General features: G+C 61.7%; 18 protein-coding genes. 9 read left to right on the forward strand and 9 right to left on the reverse strand.

The features are described 5' to 3' along the window. Positions 1 to 96 precede the first annotated feature (96 nt). Entirely contained in the window at positions 97 to 507 is a 411-nt protein-coding gene (locus tag PO860_RS09400) for a hypothetical protein (protein WP_183607270.1), read from the forward strand. Here PO860_RS09400 and PO860_RS09405 read toward each other — a convergent pair. From PO860_RS09405 to PO860_RS09415, 3 genes are all read right to left on the reverse strand, one after another. After that, entirely contained in the window at positions 504 to 1,646 is a 1,143-nt protein-coding gene (locus tag PO860_RS09405; protein ID WP_273885610.1) for a DUF2336 domain-containing protein, read from the reverse strand. The two genes, PO860_RS09400 and PO860_RS09405, sit on opposite strands and share 4 nt — an antisense overlap. A gap of 108 nt (positions 1,647 to 1,754) precedes the next feature. Next, positions 1,755 to 2,366, reverse strand: coding sequence for a flavin reductase family protein (locus tag PO860_RS09410; protein WP_273885609.1), 612 nt, complete (start codon positions 2,364 to 2,366; stop codon positions 1,755 to 1,757). Further along, positions 2,366 to 2,950, reverse strand: a complete 585-nt coding sequence (locus PO860_RS09415; RefSeq protein ID WP_183607267.1) for a nitroreductase family protein — start codon at positions 2,948 to 2,950, stop codon at positions 2,366 to 2,368. The genes PO860_RS09410 and PO860_RS09415 overlap by 1 nt, the downstream gene beginning before the upstream one ends. A 113-nt stretch (positions 2,951 to 3,063) precedes the next feature. On the opposite strand from PO860_RS09415, the gene PO860_RS09420 reads away from it, so the two are divergent. Continuing rightward, positions 3,064 to 4,164: a hypothetical protein gene (locus PO860_RS09420; RefSeq protein ID WP_275038252.1), complete on the forward strand. Its 1,101-nt coding sequence runs from the start codon at positions 3,064 to 3,066 to the stop codon at positions 4,162 to 4,164. 198 nt (positions 4,165 to 4,362) lie between these two features. Here PO860_RS09420 and thrS read toward each other — a convergent pair whose 3' ends face one another. The 4 genes from thrS to PO860_RS09440 form a co-directional block, all read right to left on the reverse strand. Beyond that, positions 4,363 to 6,369 carry a threonine--tRNA ligase gene (gene thrS / locus PO860_RS09425; protein WP_097619681.1) on the reverse strand — a complete coding sequence of 669 codons (2,007 nt, stop codon included), beginning with the start codon at positions 6,367 to 6,369 and terminating at the stop codon, positions 4,363 to 4,365. A gap of 123 nt (positions 6,370 to 6,492) precedes the next feature. After that, positions 6,493 to 7,020: a DUF1697 domain-containing protein gene (locus PO860_RS09430; protein ID WP_183607265.1), complete on the reverse strand. Its 528-nt coding sequence runs from the start codon at positions 7,018 to 7,020 to the stop codon at positions 6,493 to 6,495. A 127-nt stretch (positions 7,021 to 7,147) separates the two neighbouring features. Continuing rightward, positions 7,148 to 7,552, reverse strand: a complete 405-nt coding sequence (gene yidD / locus PO860_RS09435; protein WP_183607264.1) for a membrane protein insertion efficiency factor YidD — start codon at positions 7,550 to 7,552, stop codon at positions 7,148 to 7,150. A gap of 5 nt (positions 7,553 to 7,557) precedes the next feature. Beyond that, positions 7,558 to 8,004, reverse strand: coding sequence for an iron-sulfur cluster assembly scaffold protein (locus PO860_RS09440; protein ID WP_273885605.1), 447 nt, complete (start codon positions 8,002 to 8,004; stop codon positions 7,558 to 7,560). A 310-nt stretch (positions 8,005 to 8,314) separates the two neighbouring features. Here PO860_RS09440 and folE point away from each other — a divergent pair, with 310 nt between their 5' ends. The 3 genes from folE (at position 8,315) to PO860_RS09455 (ending at position 10,487) form a co-directional block, all read left to right on the forward strand. Beyond that, entirely contained in the window at positions 8,315 to 8,929 is a 615-nt protein-coding gene (gene folE, locus PO860_RS09445; protein ID WP_183607262.1) for a GTP cyclohydrolase I FolE, read from the forward strand. A gap of 25 nt (positions 8,930 to 8,954) precedes the next feature. After that, a complete protein-coding gene (hisI, locus tag PO860_RS09450; protein ID WP_097612728.1) occupies positions 8,955 to 9,407 on the forward strand; it encodes a phosphoribosyl-AMP cyclohydrolase in 453 nt (150 codons plus the stop codon). Positions 9,408 to 9,524: 117 nt separating this feature from the next. Continuing rightward, complete coding sequence (locus PO860_RS09455) at positions 9,525 to 10,487, forward strand: patatin-like phospholipase family protein (protein WP_183607261.1); 963 nt, start codon at positions 9,525 to 9,527, stop codon at positions 10,485 to 10,487. A gap of 82 nt (positions 10,488 to 10,569) precedes the next feature. Here the strand turns inward: PO860_RS09455 and PO860_RS09460 are convergent, their stop codons facing one another. Beyond that, on the reverse strand, positions 10,570 to 11,004 hold the full coding sequence (locus tag PO860_RS09460; RefSeq protein ID WP_273882765.1) for a CBS domain-containing protein: 435 nt from the start codon (positions 11,002 to 11,004) through the stop codon (positions 10,570 to 10,572). 91 nt (positions 11,005 to 11,095) lie between these two features. Next, positions 11,096 to 11,887 carry a rhomboid family intramembrane serine protease gene (locus tag PO860_RS09465; RefSeq protein WP_275038253.1) on the reverse strand — a complete coding sequence of 264 codons (792 nt, stop codon included), beginning with the start codon at positions 11,885 to 11,887 and terminating at the stop codon, positions 11,096 to 11,098. Between the two features lie 263 nt (positions 11,888 to 12,150). Here PO860_RS09465 and PO860_RS09470 point away from each other — a divergent pair, with 263 nt between their 5' ends. The 4 genes from PO860_RS09470 to PO860_RS09485 all read left to right on the forward strand — a co-directional run bounded on the left by PO860_RS09470 (position 12,151) and on the right by PO860_RS09485 (position 15,794). After that, positions 12,151 to 12,795 carry a PAS domain-containing protein gene (locus PO860_RS09470; RefSeq protein WP_275038254.1) on the forward strand — a complete coding sequence of 215 codons (645 nt, stop codon included), beginning with the start codon at positions 12,151 to 12,153 and terminating at the stop codon, positions 12,793 to 12,795. Positions 12,796 to 12,919: 124 nt separating this feature from the next. Then, positions 12,920 to 13,531 carry a PilZ domain-containing protein gene (locus PO860_RS09475; RefSeq protein WP_183607257.1) on the forward strand — a complete coding sequence of 204 codons (612 nt, stop codon included), beginning with the start codon at positions 12,920 to 12,922 and terminating at the stop codon, positions 13,529 to 13,531. Between the two features lie 318 nt (positions 13,532 to 13,849). Then, positions 13,850 to 14,824, forward strand: a complete 975-nt coding sequence (pip, locus tag PO860_RS09480; RefSeq protein WP_275038255.1) for a prolyl aminopeptidase — start codon at positions 13,850 to 13,852, stop codon at positions 14,822 to 14,824. Positions 14,825 to 15,188: 364 nt separating this feature from the next. Then, positions 15,189 to 15,794: a transglutaminase-like cysteine peptidase gene (locus tag PO860_RS09485; RefSeq protein ID WP_272782529.1), complete on the forward strand. Its 606-nt coding sequence runs from the start codon at positions 15,189 to 15,191 to the stop codon at positions 15,792 to 15,794. Positions 15,795 to 16,020 lie beyond the last annotated feature (226 nt).

The following is a 16,020-nucleotide window of genomic DNA, read 5'->3' on the forward strand; positions in this document are numbered from 1 at the left end:
TTCCCGAGGTGACGAAGAGTTAATGCCTTCGCCTTCTTTCGGTTGGAATTGCGCCGTCTAAGGCGATGTCAGGTTCCATAGCCAAGGAGACAGAATATGCAAGCGGTGCTCATCGCCATGACCATTCTCGGTTGCGACGATTCCATCAGCCAGTGCAGCTATGTCGCGACGGTCGATAAGCGCTGGGAAACCGTTGCCGCTTGTGATGCCGAAGCCGAACGTCAGCTAAAAACCTATGCCAATGTCAGCTATCCCTCGGTAATTGCGGTGTGCGAGGCGCCGAAGGCCCTCGCTGCCGCCGAGCCGCCGAAGCCGGCGCCTGCTCCCCCGGCTGTCGCTGAAGTGGCCGAACAGCGCCCGCAGGGGCTGCTTGGTTTCGCCGACGACATTGCCCAGCAGGTGCGCGACCATCTGCCCTCCGGCAGGAGCGTCAAGGACACGGTCGCCAAGCCGGTGCATTTCGTCTCCACCAGTTATTCCTGGGTGGTGACGCGGCTCGCCGATTAGGCGGCCGCAAGAGCCGCATAAACGCGGGCCGATTGCCGCTGTTCGGCGACACCAAGCTTTTCCACCATGTCGAGCAGCTCGCCGACGGCACCATGCACCTCGTGATGGCGGAATTTATCGAGAAGACGGCCGCAGATGGTGCCGGTCATGCTGCCCGGTGCTTTTCTGGCGGCGTCACGCCACAGCATCGTCGCCTCGACGAAGATGACGCTGATATCCCTCGGCAGGCCGGCGGATTCGTAGAGCGCGCGCACCGCATGCATGCGCCCGGTTGCCAGGATCGAACGCACCCGGCGCTCGCTGCAGCCTGTGAGATCGACAATCGCGCCGGCGAAGAAATCCACCTTGCCGGCGCAAAGCGCGTGCATCAGGAAAGATGGCGTCAGCCGGCCGTTGAGGCGCAGATGCTGGACGAGGTCGGGTATTTCACGCGGCGCAATGTCGCCGGCAATCGAGACGATCGCAGCCTCGGTCGCCTCGCGGCTGATGCGCTGGAGCCGCTGCAGGCCAATCGCCGCCTGTGCCAGCGGCAGGCCGATCAGCGCATTGCTGACATGCTGGGTCAGCAGCTGGCGGGCGTCGGCGGGAAGATCGCTGCGGTCGAGAAGCAGGTTGCGAATATCGCAGCAGTCACCGAGCCGTTCGGCGATGCGTTTGAGAGATAGGCTGGAGATCACCGCACCGTCATTCTCGAGCAGGCAGAGGAGTTCCTCTTCGTCGCCAACCTCCGCAAGGGCGGCGGAGACAGGGCGCGTCACATGCGCCCTCGCCGCGATCAGCATGCGGGTGGCACCGTTGCCGCGGGCGGCAAGGTCGACGAGATCGGCATCGCTCAAAAGCGGCGAACAGGTCACCGCGTGGCAGGCGACTTCGGGCTGGTCTTCGGCAAGCGAAAGGATCAGGCTGCGCGGCGCATCCGGTGACCAGGCGATCGCCTCGGCCAGCGCCAGCCGCACGCGCGGCGACGGATCGTCGAGCAGGAAGGTCATCGCCATCTCGGCCGCCGCGCGCTCGTCCGCCGTCATCTCGGATTGCAGATAAGCTCGCCCCAGTGCATTTGCGGCCCGGGCCCGGTCACCGGTCTTGGCGGTTTCGATCCAACGAAGGAAAGCTTCTACGATCACGCGACGCCCCAGCACTTGAACGCGATTCCCTCGCGTTTCATTCAATGCTGCGACGGTAGCGGCAAAAGGTTTAAGATTGGTTCACCATGTTTCTTAAGCCTTTGTGCGCCTTGCTCGTTCGCCTCAGCCTTGTTGCGGCTTCGGCCGAAACATCTCGAAGACCTCGCTGGCTTCGCTGTAATCCATATAGCCGAGACGCGCGACCGGCCGGGCGAGCGACATGTCGAGGCGGCCGTCCCGGACGATCGCCTCGTCGATGTGAATGCCGACCACTTCGCCGAAGACGAAGACGTTTTCGGACGGTTCGCCCGACAGCGTCTTCGGCTCGATGATCTCGGTGACCTTGCATTCGAGCACCGCGAAAGCCTCGCCGACATAGGGCGCGTCGATCAGTTCGGCCTGCTTCGCAGTCAGGCCAGCGAAGACGAATTCACTGTCGCCATAGGGCAGCGCCGCCGAGGAAAGGTTCATCTTCTCGGCGAGATTGCGGCTGACGAAACTGCAGGTGAAGACGCCGGTTTCGGCCGCATTGCGCTGGCTGTCCTTGCGACCGCTGGAGGAAAACATCACCAGCTTCGGCCGATCGGAAACGGCATTGAAGAAGGAATAGGGCGCCAGATTGATCGAACCGTCCCTGCCCTTGCTGCCGATCCAGCCGATCGGACGCGGCGAGACGATTGCCTTGAAGGGGTCATGCGCGAGCCCGTGCCGATTGCTGCCGGTGGTGTAGAACATCAGTCCTCTCCGCCGACCCAGGTCACGGTGTCGGCAAGCTCCGGCCGCGGCCGCTCGATCGCCGGAAATGTCGTCGAGCCGATATGGATGAAGCCCGCCACCTTTTCATCCGGCCCGACTCCGAGCAGCGGATAGGCGCGTTCGTCATAGGCGAACCACTCCGTCAGCCAGTTGGCGACATAACCGCTGGCATTGGCGGCGAGGATGACGTTGAGGCAGAGCGCGCCGGCCGACATCAGCTGCTCCCACTCCGGGATCTTGATGTGCGGCCCCGCCTTGCTGACGACGGCGACAACCACGGGCGCGCGGGTGAAACGGGCGCGCTCGACCTCGATCATCTCCTCGGAAAGCTCGGGCTTTGCCTCGAGCGCCAACTTCAGAAGCGCCTCGCCGAGATGGGCGCGGTGCTGTCCGCGATAGACGATGAAGCGCCATGGCGCGATCTTGCCGTGATCGGGGACACGCGAGGCAAGCCGCAATATTTCCTCGATCTCGGCCCTCTCGGGGCCTGGTTCGCACATCTGGAAAGCGGGGATGGAGCGGCGCACGGCGAGGTAGTCGATCAGCTTAATATCGGATTTCATGCGGGAGAAACTCTCATTTTTATGCGGCTGCAAAGGCTGGGTCTTGAATTTGCCATCGCGTTGGTCTTGAAGTGGCCTTTGCGATTTCAGAAGTCAATCGGTTCACGAAACAGATGTTTGGCATTTCGCCCTTTGCACGCATCGGCCTTGCCATCGCCCTGATGATACTGACGCCCTTGGGCGCCGGCGCTCAGGATGCCTTCAAGGAATTCAAACAGCTCGACTCAACGTCGAAGATGCCCAAGCTGAATGCTTTCATCGCGCCCGGCGCGGCGCCCGAAGGCGTCAAGCTGCGTGATGTCCCGCTGGAAGCCAAGCTGACCGCGGACGGCACACCGGTCGAGGAAGGCCTCTCCTGGTACGTCTTCAGCCCGATCGCCGGAACCGACGGCAAGCTGCCGCTGATCGCCAGCGCCAAGGGCGGAACCGCCGCCTTCCAGCTCGCTCCCGGCGATTATTTCGTCAATGTCTCCTTCGGCCGCGCCGGCGTCACCAAGAAACTGACCGTGCCCGCTGATGGCGAAGTCGGCAAACAGGTGATGGTGCTCGATGCCGGCGGCCTGCTGCTCAACGCCGTCTCCGGCACCGATGCCCGCATCCGCCCCGACCAGTTGAGCTTCTCGATCTATTCCTCGGAGGTGCGCGACGACGGCGAGCGCGGCCTCGTCGTGGCCGATGTCTCGCCGAACACCGTCGTCCGCCTCAATGCCGGCACCTATCACATCGTTTCCGAATATGGCAGCGTCAACGCCGTCATTCGCGCCGACATCCAGGTCGAAGCCGGCAAGCTGACCGAGGCGACGATCCAGCATCGCGCCGCGCAGGTTACCTTCAAGCTGGTCTCCGATGCCGGCGGCGAGGCGATCGCCGATACGGCATGGTCGATCCTGACGGCGGCCGGCGACAGCGTCGGCGAAAGCGTCAGCGCCTTCCCGACTATGGTTCTTGCCGAAGGCGGATATTCCGCCGTCGCCCGCAACAAGGACAAGATCTACCAGCGCGATTTCACCGTCGTCGCTGGCAGGAATACCGATGTCGAGGTTCTGATGAAGGACCAGCAGCCGCAGCCGCCGGTGAACGACGCGGCCCGCACGGTGCAGCAGGTGCCTGTGGGCACGCCGCCGCCGCCAGGCGTCCAGCCGGCTCCGGTGGCACCGCTCCCCTCTTACGAACAACTCGCACCGCAGGGCGGCGACGACACCAGCCTCGATTGATTTAGAGTAAGCGGTTTCGGTTTATTTGGAGAAGTGCGCTTCGCCGTCACTGAGAAGACCGCTGGAAAGCCCCTGACGACGCAGATCGGGAACCCTTCAACGCTCGGGATGACGAGTTCCCGTCGTCACAACGACATTGTGATTGTAGATTGGATTTCCGACAGCGCCGAATCCGGCGCTGTCGGAGCCCGGTGGTTTTCAGGCCGCCTTGGCTTTCTTTGCTTCGGCCTTGCGGCGGATGTCGGGAGGCGTCGCCTCGAGGGTAAGGCTCTCGACCGCGGCGTCGAGCCCCATCGAAACCTGGTCCTGGCTGCCGAGGCGCCGGATGTTGACCGTGCGCTCCTCGGCCTCCTTCCTGCCGCAGACGATGATGACGGGAACCTTGGTGACCGAGTGTTCGCGGACCTTGTAGTTGATCTTCTCGTTGCGGAAATCGGTCTCGACGTTGAGACCGGCTTCGCGCAGCGCTTCGGCCACCTCAAGCCCGTAGGCGTCGGCTTCCGAGGTGATCGTTGCTACCACGATCTGCAGCGGCGATACCCAGAGCGGCATGTGGCCGGCGAAGTTCTCGATCAGAATACCGAGGAAGCGCTCCATCGAGCCGCAGATGGCCCGGTGGATCATCACCGGCTGCGTCTTTTCGGAGTTGCTGTCGATGTAGAAGGCGCCGAAACGTTCCGGCAGGTTGAAGTCGACCTGCGTCGTCCCGCACTGCCATTCGCGGCCGATCGCATCCTTCAGCGTATATTCGAACTTCGGCCCGTAGAAGGCGCCCTCGCCCGGCAGGATGCCGGTCTTGATGCGGCCCTCGGATTGCGCCTCGATCGTCTTCAGCACGTCGGTCATGACGGCTTCCGCCCGATCCCAGAGCGCGTCGGAGCCGACACGCTTTTCCGGACGAGTGGAAAGCTTGACGACGATTTCCTTGAAACCGAAGTCTTCATAGACCGACAGGATCAGGTCGTTGATCTTCAGGCACTCGGCGGCCATCTGTTCGTCCGTGCAGAAGATGTGCGCGTCGTCCTGCGTGAAGCCGCGCACGCGCATCAGGCCATGCAGCGCGCCTGAAGGCTCGTAGCGATGCACCAGGCCGAATTCGGCAAGGCGGATCGGCAGTTCGCGATAGGATTTCAGGCCATGCTTGAAGATCTGCACGTGGCCCGGGCAATTCATCGGCTTCAGCGCGAAGACGCGATTATCCGCTTCCTTGTCGTCGGGATGCGTCATCGCATGCGCCGATTTCACGGCGAACATGTTTTCCTGATACCAGCCCCAGTGACCCGAGGTCTCCCAGAGCGAGGTGTCGAGCACCTGCGGCGCGTTGACTTCTTCATAGTCGACGGCAAGCCGGCGGCGCATATAGGCAACGAGCGTCTGGAAGATGCGCCAGCCCTTGCCGTGCCAGAAGACGACACCGGGGCCTTCTTCCTGGAAATGGAACAGGTCCATTTCGCGGCCGAGCTTGCGATGGTCGCGCTTTTCCGCTTCGGCCAGCATATGCAGATAGTTGTCGAGATCAGCTTGATCAGCCCATGCCGTGCCGTAAATGCGCGAGAGCATGGCGTTGTTGCTGTCGCCGCGCCAATAGGCGCCGGCAACCTTCATCAACTTGAAGGCCGTACCGATCTGGCCGGTGGAGGCCATATGCGGGCCGCGGCAGAGATCGAACCAATCGCCCTGATTGTAGATCTTTAGATCCTGCCCTTCGGGAATCGCATCGACGAGCTCGACCTTGTACTGCTCGCCCTTGGCTGCAAAAACCTCCTTGGCCTTCTCGCGCGACCACACCTGCTTGGTGAAAGGCGCATTGCGGGCGATGATCTCCTTCATCTTCTTTTCGATCTTCGGCAGATCGTCGGGCGTGAAGGGCTCGTTCTTGGCGAAGTCGTAATAGAAGCCGTTTTCGATGACCGGGCCGATCGTCACCTGCGTGCCGGGCCAGAGCTCCTGCACCGCTTCGGCCATGACGTGCGCGGCGTCATGGCGGATGAGTTCCAGTGCACGGCCGTCCTTGCGGGTGATGATCTCGATCTTCCCATCGGTGACGGGATCGGAAAGGTCCTGCACGGCGCCGTCAAGCGCAATGGCGACCGCGCTCTTGGCGAGCGACTTGGAAATGGATTCGGCGACATCCCTGCCGGTCGCGCCAGCCTGAAAGCTGCGCACGGAACCATCGGGAAATGTCAGGGAAATAGCGTCAGACATTGAAATTTCTCCTTGTCCAGTCCCGCCAACGAATGCGGGTGGTTGAAATGGAAGCGCCTCCGTTCTTTGGATGCGCCGCCGCCTGATAGCCAGATTTGGTGTGTGAGTAAAGAAGAAGCCGACCTACATGATCATTTCCGCAAGGCCGCACACGGTGTTCCAGTTGCGCATCGTGCCGACGCCGAGCCGCTTGGTCGTCAGCGCCGAAAGCAGTTTGGATTGGCTCGGCTTGCCGGCGAAATCGATCCAGAGATCGCCGCCGACGACGGCGATGCGCTGTCCCTCCGCCATCAGCGGTTTCAGCGCCTCCACCTTCTTCGGGTCGACCGGCAGGCGCATCACTCGGACGATGACCTGGTCACCATCGCCGTCCTTGAAGGGATTGGTGCTGCAAAGCGCCATCCACGTGCAGTCGCTGCGCACGACGATATCGACATGTTTGCCGAACTTTTCTTCAAAGCCCTCTTCCAGCATGACCTCGAGTTCGTGCGGCCGCATATCGTCGGCCTCGAAAACCAGATTGCCGGTGGAAACCAGCGTGCGCGGCTCGCGAAATCCGAGCTCTTCGGCCAGTGTTCGCAAATCCTGCATGATGACGCGGCGATCGGGCGTCAGGACGATGCTGTGCAGAAGGGCGACGAACATGCTCATGACTGCCAGACCTCCTCGGTTGCCCTGGATCCGAGACCACGGTCACCGAATGGTGACCGCACCTTACGCATCGTCGCTGCCCGGCTCTCCGACACGCATGCGTATTCGCAAGGCGTCGTCATGGCGTTTACCCTCTCTTGCGTCCGAGGGAGAGATACCGCCACGGCGTCCACCAGCGGAAGTGTTCGCCGAGTATTTCCGGCACCGGGTCGAGGCCGCTGGTGCCGCCCGGGCCGCAGCGGCCGACGCGAAACAGCGTCATCCAGCCGCCGGCCCACAGGCCGTGGCGGGCGATCGACTCGTAGCCGTATTCGGAACAGGTCGGGATATGCCGGCAGGAATTGCCGACAAAGCCGGAAAGCGTCAGCTGATAGAGGCGGATGACCCCCATGCCGAGCAGGCGGTCCGGGGACTTGCGGAATGGGCCGGTATAATTGCGGGAAGTGCGTGCAGCCTTTTCACGCGGCTTTTCAGGTCCGGCGGCGCCGCCGTCTTCCTCATCGCCTGCCTGCAGGGCGCAGAACTCGCACATGTCAGTTACGCCTCGACAACTTCCGCCCGTTTCGCCTCGATCTGCCCGATCGCATCGACGACGGCGTCGAAGGTCAGCATCGTCGAGGCATGGCGGGCCTTGTAGTCCCGGACCGGCCGGAGATAACGCATGTCTTCGAAACGGCCTTCAGGCCCCGCCCCATCCGCCTTCAGCATGGCAAGCATGTCCTGGCGTGCCTGGCGCAATTCGCCCGATGTGGCGCCGACGACGTGGCGCGCCATGATCGAGGACGAGGCCTGGCCGAGCGCGCAGGCCTTCACGTCATGGGCAAAACCGGTCACGATATTGCCGTCCATCTTCAACCAGATCCTGACCTTCGAGCCGCAAAGCTTCGAATAGGCCTGGGCGCTCGCATCGGCATCATCAAGCGTGCCGGTCAACGGAATATTGCCGGCGAATTCGAGGATCTTGCTGTTGTAGATATCGTCCATGTTGGATTTCCGCTCCCAAATCGCTGCGGATCGGCCTCAATAGGGGCTGTTATTGTTGTTGAAACAAAAAACACACCGTGTCATCTGAGGATACTTACATACGATGGCCGTCTTCCTATATGTATGTCGTTCGAAGGCCATAAAAATGCAATGGCCTCGTGTAAGTTTGATTGGGAAACCGTGCCGGACGGGCGTTGAATGCGCCTTGAAAGCCCCGGAGCCTGCCAAAGGTGCATGAATTCCCGCATGGGATTGACCAGTGGCGATTCCGACAGATCGGTCCGCGGTGCGGACCAGGAGACCATTGTTCATGGACGCCATCGTAAAAAACTTTCCGCAGACGACCCGCGACTCCGATCGTCCCTCCCAGCAGGAGGCGGAGGAAGCCGTTCGCGTCCTGTTGCGCTGGGTCGGTGACGACCCGACGCGCGAAGGCCTGCTCGAAACGCCGGCCCGTGTCGTCAAATCCTACCGCGAGCTTTTTTCCGGTTACGACATGGCGGCGGAAGACGTGCTCGGCCGTACCTTCGAGGAGGTCGCCGGCTACGACGACATGGTCCTCGTCAAGGACATCCCGTTCTTCTCGCATTGCGAACACCACATGGTGCCGATCATCGGCAAGGCCCACGTCGCCTACATGCCGGACGGGCGAGTGCTCGGCCTGTCGAAGATTGCCCGTGTGGTCGAGATCTATGGCCGCCGCCTGCAGACGCAGGAAACGATGACCGCGCAGATCGCCCGGGCCATTGACGATACGCTGAATCCGCGCGGCGTCGCTGTGATGATCGAGGCCGAACATATGTGCATGGCGATGCGCGGCGTTCAGAAGCAGGGCTCGACCACGCTGACGACGACGTTTACGGGTACGTTCAAGACCGAGCCGGCCGATCAGGCCCGTTTCATGAGCATGGTGCGGAGCCGCTGATACCGGCTCCCTCAGGAGGGCCGCGATGAACCAACTGATCTTCAATCAACCATCCGAGGACAAGTCGGCGTTGGAAGACGCCGGCGATTTCACGCCGCGTTTCGATGACCGCGGCCTGATCACCGCCATCGTCACCGACGCCGGCGACGGCGAGTTGCTGATGGTGGCGCATATGAATGCTCAGGCGCTGGCGCTGACCATCCAGACCGGCACGGCCCATTATTTCAGCCGTTCGCGCGGCAAGATCTGGAAGAAGGGCGAGACCTCGGGCAATCTCCAGACGGTGAAGGAAATTCGCACCGATTGCGATCAGGACGCCATCTGGCTGAAGGTCGAGGTCGCCGGCCACGACGCCACCTGTCACACCGGCCGTCGCTCCTGCTTCTATCGGACGATCACGCTTCGGGACGGAAAGCCGATGCTGGATATCGTCGACGACGAGCTACATTTCGATCCACAGGATGTCTACGGAAAATAGCCCGAATTTCTCCGGCATTTGCTCCTTATTGCGCCAGAAATCGCTTCTATATACCATTTGGAAACTGATCGGGCACACTATCGGGAACCAAGTGTTCTGCTGGGAGGGGAGAGCGCCATGCTGAGCTGGAGTCTGCATCGTCAAAGCTCTGAAGGCGAAGGTGCTGGTTCCGGCATGTCGACCACCCTCGAGACGATCCCGCCTCCCGCGCCTGTCAAGAAAATCAAGATTGCGCTTGCGCTCGGCGGCGGCGCTGCCCGCGGCTGGGCCCATATAGGCGTGCTGCGTGCGCTCGACGAGGCAAAGATCGAGATCGGCATGATTGCCGGCACTTCGATCGGCGCGCTGGTCGGCGGCTGCTATCTCGCCGGCAAACTCGATGAACTTGAAAGCTTCGCCCGCTCGCTGACGATGCGCCGGATCGCCAGTCTCCTCGATCTCACCATCGGCGGCAGCGGCCTGTTCGGCGGCATGCGGCTGACCAAGCGCATGCAGGAACATCTCGAAGGCCTGAATGTCGAGGATCTCGACCGGCCGTTCGTGGCGGTCGCCGCCGAGGTCAATACCGGTCACGAGGTCTGGATCGCCAATGGTTCGCTGATTACGGCGTTGCGCGCCTCCTATGCCCTTCCCGGCATCTTCGAGCCGGTGCGCAGCAACCATCGCACGCTGGTCGACGGCGCGCTGGTCAATCCGGTGCCCGTCTCCGTCTGCCGCGCCTATGAGCAGCCGCTGGTCGTCGCCGTCAATCTCAACTACGATCTCTACGGCCGCTCGGCCGTCGTCCGGCACAATGCCAGCCTCTCGCCGCAGGAAGTGCAAAAGCAGGAAGAGGCGCCCTATGCCCGTCTCGGCATGACCGGCGTCATGGTGCAGGCCTTCAACATCATCCAGGACAGGATCGCCCGCGCCCGTCTTGCCGGCGACCCGCCGGACATTTCGCTGCAGCCGCGTCTCAGCTATATCGGCCTTTCCGAATTCCACCGGGCCGGCGAGGCGATCGAACGCGGCTACGAGGAAGCCAGAGCCCGGCTCCCCGAGATCAAACGCATGCAGGAAGTCTATGCCACCCACCCCTGATGCCAGCCACCCCTGATACATGCCGTCCAAAGGCGTGTCGTGGTTTTGCGACGACGTCGGTCAACCCAAACAGACGAAAACCTCAGCCGGCGATATAGGCCTTGATTTCCTCGGTCTCGCGCTCGACTTCGGCGATGCGCGATTTCACCACGTCGCCGATCGAGATGATGCCGGCAAGCTTGCCGTTGCTTTCGACAGGTACGTGCCGGAAACGGCGGCTGGTCATCAGCTCCATCAGCTCGTTGACGGTCGTTTCCTCGTGGCAGCGGTAGACCTTTGCGGTCATAACCTGGGCCAGCGACTGGTCGAGGCCGTCCTTGCCATGTTTGGCGATGGCATGCACGAGATCGCGCTCGGTGAACATTCCGGAAATCCGGTTTTCCATGCCGACGACGACGATGGCGCCGATCTTCTTCTTGCTCAGGATAACGGCCGCCTCGGCGACCGTGGTATTCGGCCCGGCGGTGACGACGTCCCTGCCCTTCAGGTCGAGAATTGCTTTGACTGAACTGGTCATTCGAACCTCCTATGTCCGTGAAACACTTGTCACAGGCATCCGCGGCGGTTTCTCCCCCCAGCGCGGATAGGTCAATCGTGCACTGCCCGGCTCAGGATTGCAACAAATCCTTCTCCGTTCCGGCAGGTTCCGTCACGGGCGGGCGCGGCGCCCGGTCGAACAGCGAAAAGAGGAGGAAGCCGAAGACGAAACCGCCGATATGCGCGTCCCAGGCAATCGCCTGGTCGCTGTCGCCGACGAGCGGAATGCCGATGGCGATCAAGGCGTTGCCGACCAGCCAGAGCAGCATGAAGATGACGACGGTGCGGCTCTTCAGCGCCTCCACGATGGAAAGCCGGGGATTGAGATGGGCCGGCAGCATCGGCCGCCGTTCGGCCGGAAAGGCGAATCGGCAGGCAGCGCCCATCAGCCCGGAGATGACGCCCGACGCACCGATCAGCAGCGTCACATCCCCCCAGTTCAACACCGCGTGCAGGGCGGCGGACGCGACCGCCGAAAAAAGCCAGAAGAGCACGAAACGCAGCGTCCCGATGCGGCGCACGACCGGGGCGCCGAAGGCCATCAGCCAGAAGGCGTTGAAGACGATATGCTGGACGCTGCCGTGCAGCAGAGAATAGGTGACGGGCGTCCAGAACAGCTCCGGCCCTTGTTGCGACAGCGGAATCACATAGCGGGCGGGAACGAAGCCGAAGGTGAAGAGCAGCCAGCTCATCGCATCGTTGGAAAGCACGAGTTCCTGCACCGCATAGATGAGAACCAGCAGGCAAAGGCTGAAGAACAGCGCCGGCGGGAGGTTGAAGACCGGCACGCGCGGCGGCTTTGCCGGCGGCTGGACCTCGGGAGGTTCGGGCGCCTTATGCGGCTCGGCCGTCTGCTCATTCATTTCAATATCGCCTCGTTGAGGCCACAGCCATACAGGAGCACCTGTCAAAAAAAAAGCCGTCCGAAGTGCCGGACGGCGTGACCGGGAGCTCCTGGAAAGACCTGGACCCCGCAGGTTGTGCTGAACTTCGAAAGTCGAAGCGATGAAAGGACAGTGTCACGACAGGCGCCGCACCTCAACCGAAACCGTTTCTTAACCTTAACAGCCTCGGTTTGGCATGAAATCCGCAAGGTAGAGCCTGTACGGGCAATGACTGCCCGAAAATGATCCGGAATGGGACAGGTTGGTGTAAAATGCGTGTGCAAACGACCATCGAAATTTTTGACTACTGGAACCGTATCCGCGGCGCTGCCGATGCGCCGCTGAAATCGCAGGTCGAACCCTCCGCCGTACCCCACCTGCTGCAAAGCCTCTTCATCCTCGAGACGCGCGACGCAGGAAATATCGGCTTCCGGCTCGCCGGCACCCGTATCTGCGATCTGTTCGGGCGGGATCTGCGCGGCGAACGGTTCTCCTCACTCTGGGGAAACGGCCAGCACGCGGATATCGAACGCACGGCGATGGGCGTGATGGACCATACCATGCCGGCCCTGTTCAATGCGACCGGCTACAGCACCGTCGGTCATCAGGCCTCCTTCGAGATCATCATGATGCCGCTGCGCTCGCCGCACGGCGCCTGCGACCGGCTGCTCGGCGCGATCGCACCCACGGCGGCTGCGAGCTGGCTGGAGGTTGTACCGCTCGAATTCCTGGCGCTCGACCGAAGCCGCCTTCTGCCCGGAAAATTCGCCCCCCCCGCGCCGGCCGAACTGCGCCCCATCAATGAAATCGTCGCCGGAAAAAGCGCCGGGTTCGGCCAGGTCATGCGCCGCATGGTGTCGCAGCTGCTGAGTGTGGAGGCGCACTGATCGTTTCGTTTCGGGACATCGGACATACTCGTTTTCGGCTATGTCCGATTGAGGCAAAACAACCTTCTGTTAATGGATTGCGGGTAAAGATCGGTCTCTGCGATTTTGATGAAGAAGCCCCTTGATGCACTCGTTCCAGCCAGCTCAGACGCAACGACCTGCGCCGCGCCCTGAACACGGCGTTTTTCAGCGTGTGCCCATCAATATGCAGGGCCGGCTGATGCTTGCGAACTACGAGGAATTCGAATGCATGGTGATCGACATGTCGCCTGGCGACATGTACGTCACCTGCCCCGGCCGGCCGCGCGCCAACGAACGCGTCGTCGCCTATATCGACCATCTCGGCCGTGTCGAAGGTTATGTCCAGACGCTCGATGGCCGCGGCTTCACCATGTCGATCAATGCCACCGAGCGGAAGCGCGAGAAGCTCGCCGCCCAGCTCACCTGGCTTGCCAACAAGCACGAACTCGGCCTGCCGGAAGATCGTCGCCATGACCGTCTGACGCCGCGCGACACGAAGACCGAGCTGACCCTCGAAGACGGTACACGTTATTCCTGCCGCATCATGGACCTTTCGCTGTCGGGCGCTGCCGTCGACGTCGAGATGCGCCCCTCGATCGGAACGGCGGTGCGCCTCGGCAACATGCGCGGCCGCGTCGTGCGCCATTTCGTCGAAGGTGTGGCGATCGAATTCCTGTCGATCCAGTCCCGCGAGACGCTGCGCGAATTCCTCTGACAGGCTGCTGATCCTGCCGCGCTTGCCGGGTCCGGTGCGCACCCGGTCAGGTCGCGTTGACAGGGCTTGAGCTTCACGGCAAGAGATCTGCAAGCGGCAAGGAATCTGGCTTCGGAAAGCAGGCTCGAAATCCTGTCGCAAGTCGTTCCAACCAGTCGATGGTAACATTATGAGTGGAACGACCTGCGCCACCGATCGGTTTCGCAGCAGCTCGCGCAAACTGCACCGTGGACTTACGGCCGGGCTTGCCGCCCGTCATCCGTCTTCCATTCGTCATGGATATGATGGATAAGGTCCGCCTCGACCGCAGGCGCACCGATGTCAGCTCTCTATCCGGAAATCGCCCCCTATGATCATGGCCTGCTCGACACGGGCGACGGCAATTTGATCTATTGGGAGACCTGCGGCAATCCGGCGGGCCGGCCGGCACTGGTGCTGCATGGCGGGCCGGGCTCCGGCTGTTCGACGACGGCGCGACGCCATTTCGATCCCGATGCCTACCGAATCATTCTGTTCGATCAGCGCAATTGCGGCCGCAGTCTGCCGAGCGCCGCCGATCCGGAAACCGACCTCTCCCTCAACACCACCTGGCATCTCGTTGCCGATATCGAGCGGCTACGGCTCCTTTTCGGTATCGACACCTGGCTCGTCTTCGGCAATTCCTGGGGCTCGACCCTGGCGCTCGCCTATGCCGAAACCCATCCTCAGCACGTCTCCGCGATCGTCATCGCAGGGGTGACCACCACCAGGCGCTCGGAAGTCGACTGGCTCTATCGCGGCATGGCGCCGCTTTTTCCGGAAGAATGGCACCGTTTCCAACAGGCGGTTCCCGCAGGTCACCGGGAACGCGATCAGAACATGGTGGCAGCCTATCATCGTCTGCTCAACGACCCCAGCCCGGACACGCGGCTGAAGGCGTCGCGTGACTGGCATGACTGGGAGGCGGCCTCGATCCTGCTCGCCGATCCCGAGGGGCTGCCGCGCCGCTGGGCCAATCCGACCTATCTGCTTGCCCGCGCCCGCATCATCACCCATTATTTTATCCATGGCGCCTGGCTGAAAGACGGCCAGCTTTTGAAGAACGCCGCGCGCCTGACAGGCATTCCCGCCGTCCTGCTGCAGGGAAGGCTCGACATCGAGGCGCCGCTTGTCACCGCCTGGGAACTTGCGCGCGCCTGGCCACAAAGCGAACTCAAAATCCTCCCGCATGCCGCCCATTCCACTGAAAATCCCGATATGAGTGCGGCGATCGTCGCCGCCACCGATCGGTTTCGCAATTTTCCTCAAAAATAATTTGCCGCCGGAAACGCGGATCTAAGCGAAATTCTGCTTTTGAAGCGGTCGAATCGACCGAGCCCGGCCTGCATCGCCGGCTTTCCCAGCGCAACCCCAAGACATCGGATCTTACCCGGCTCAACGAAAACCCTTAACGCCGGCACGGCAACGCAACCTTTTTGCGGCCGAAAGCCTTGTTGCGCCAATTACATTTTTAATCGATTTCGAGACAAATCCGCTTCAAGTTTTAGTCGCATTCGACTTGGTTTTTAGCCAGATTTTACCGGCATTTGAATCAACTAAGCCTTTAATTCTATTGCGTAATTTTGCGCGGGATAAAAACGTCTGTGCCATTGTCGCCTCAACTTACGGGGAGACGGCAATGACAAGTGCGAACATCCTGAAAGGCGGCCTGCTGGCCGGTGTCCTCATGATGGCAATGGCGGGTTCGGGACAGGCGACGCCCGCCAGCATGGCGCTGGCAGGCAATGCCAGCCCGCCGATCGGACATTATGAATTCTGCAAGGCAAATCCGAAGGAATGCGTCGAGGTCGGCGGCGATGCCGGACCGGCTATCCTCACCGAGGATCGCTGGAAGGAAATTCTCAAGGTCAATTACACGGTCAATTCGACGATTCAGCCGGAGACGGATGAACAGATCTACGGCGTCGAGGAGCGCTGGGCCTATCCCACAACCGTCGGTGACTGTGAGGACTATGCCCTGCTCAAGCGCAAGATGCTGATCGAGGACGGCTTCTCGCCGTCAGACACGCTGATAACAGTCGTGTTGCAGCCGAACGGCGAAGGCCATGCCGTACTGACGGTCCGCACCGATCACGGCGACTTCATCCTCGACAATATGCGCAACAAGGTGCTGCTGTGGTCGGATACCGAATACACCTATCTGAAACGCCAGTCCGCCGACGATCCGGCCCGCTGGTCGAAGCTTCAGGACGGCCGCGCTGTCGCGGTCGGTAGCGTCAAGTAAGAAATACTGCCGGCTCCATGCCGGCTGCAGCCTGCGGCCCGGTCAGTCCCCGCATCCCGTCCCCGACCGGCGCCTCAAGAGCCGTTCCCGCTGTCCCGGGAACGGCTCGTTTTCTTTTGGGACAAGCATTCGTTCCTTCCCCGACATGCTTTAGCGAATTATTAACCATGCCGGTCTGATCCTGCCGATCAGATTCATCATCGGCACCGGCGATTCATGTTTTCCC

Origin of the sequence: Rhizobium binxianense (assembly GCF_028994275.1) — a bacterium.
Classification (GTDB): Bacteria; Pseudomonadota; Alphaproteobacteria; order Rhizobiales; family Rhizobiaceae; genus Rhizobium; species Rhizobium binxianense.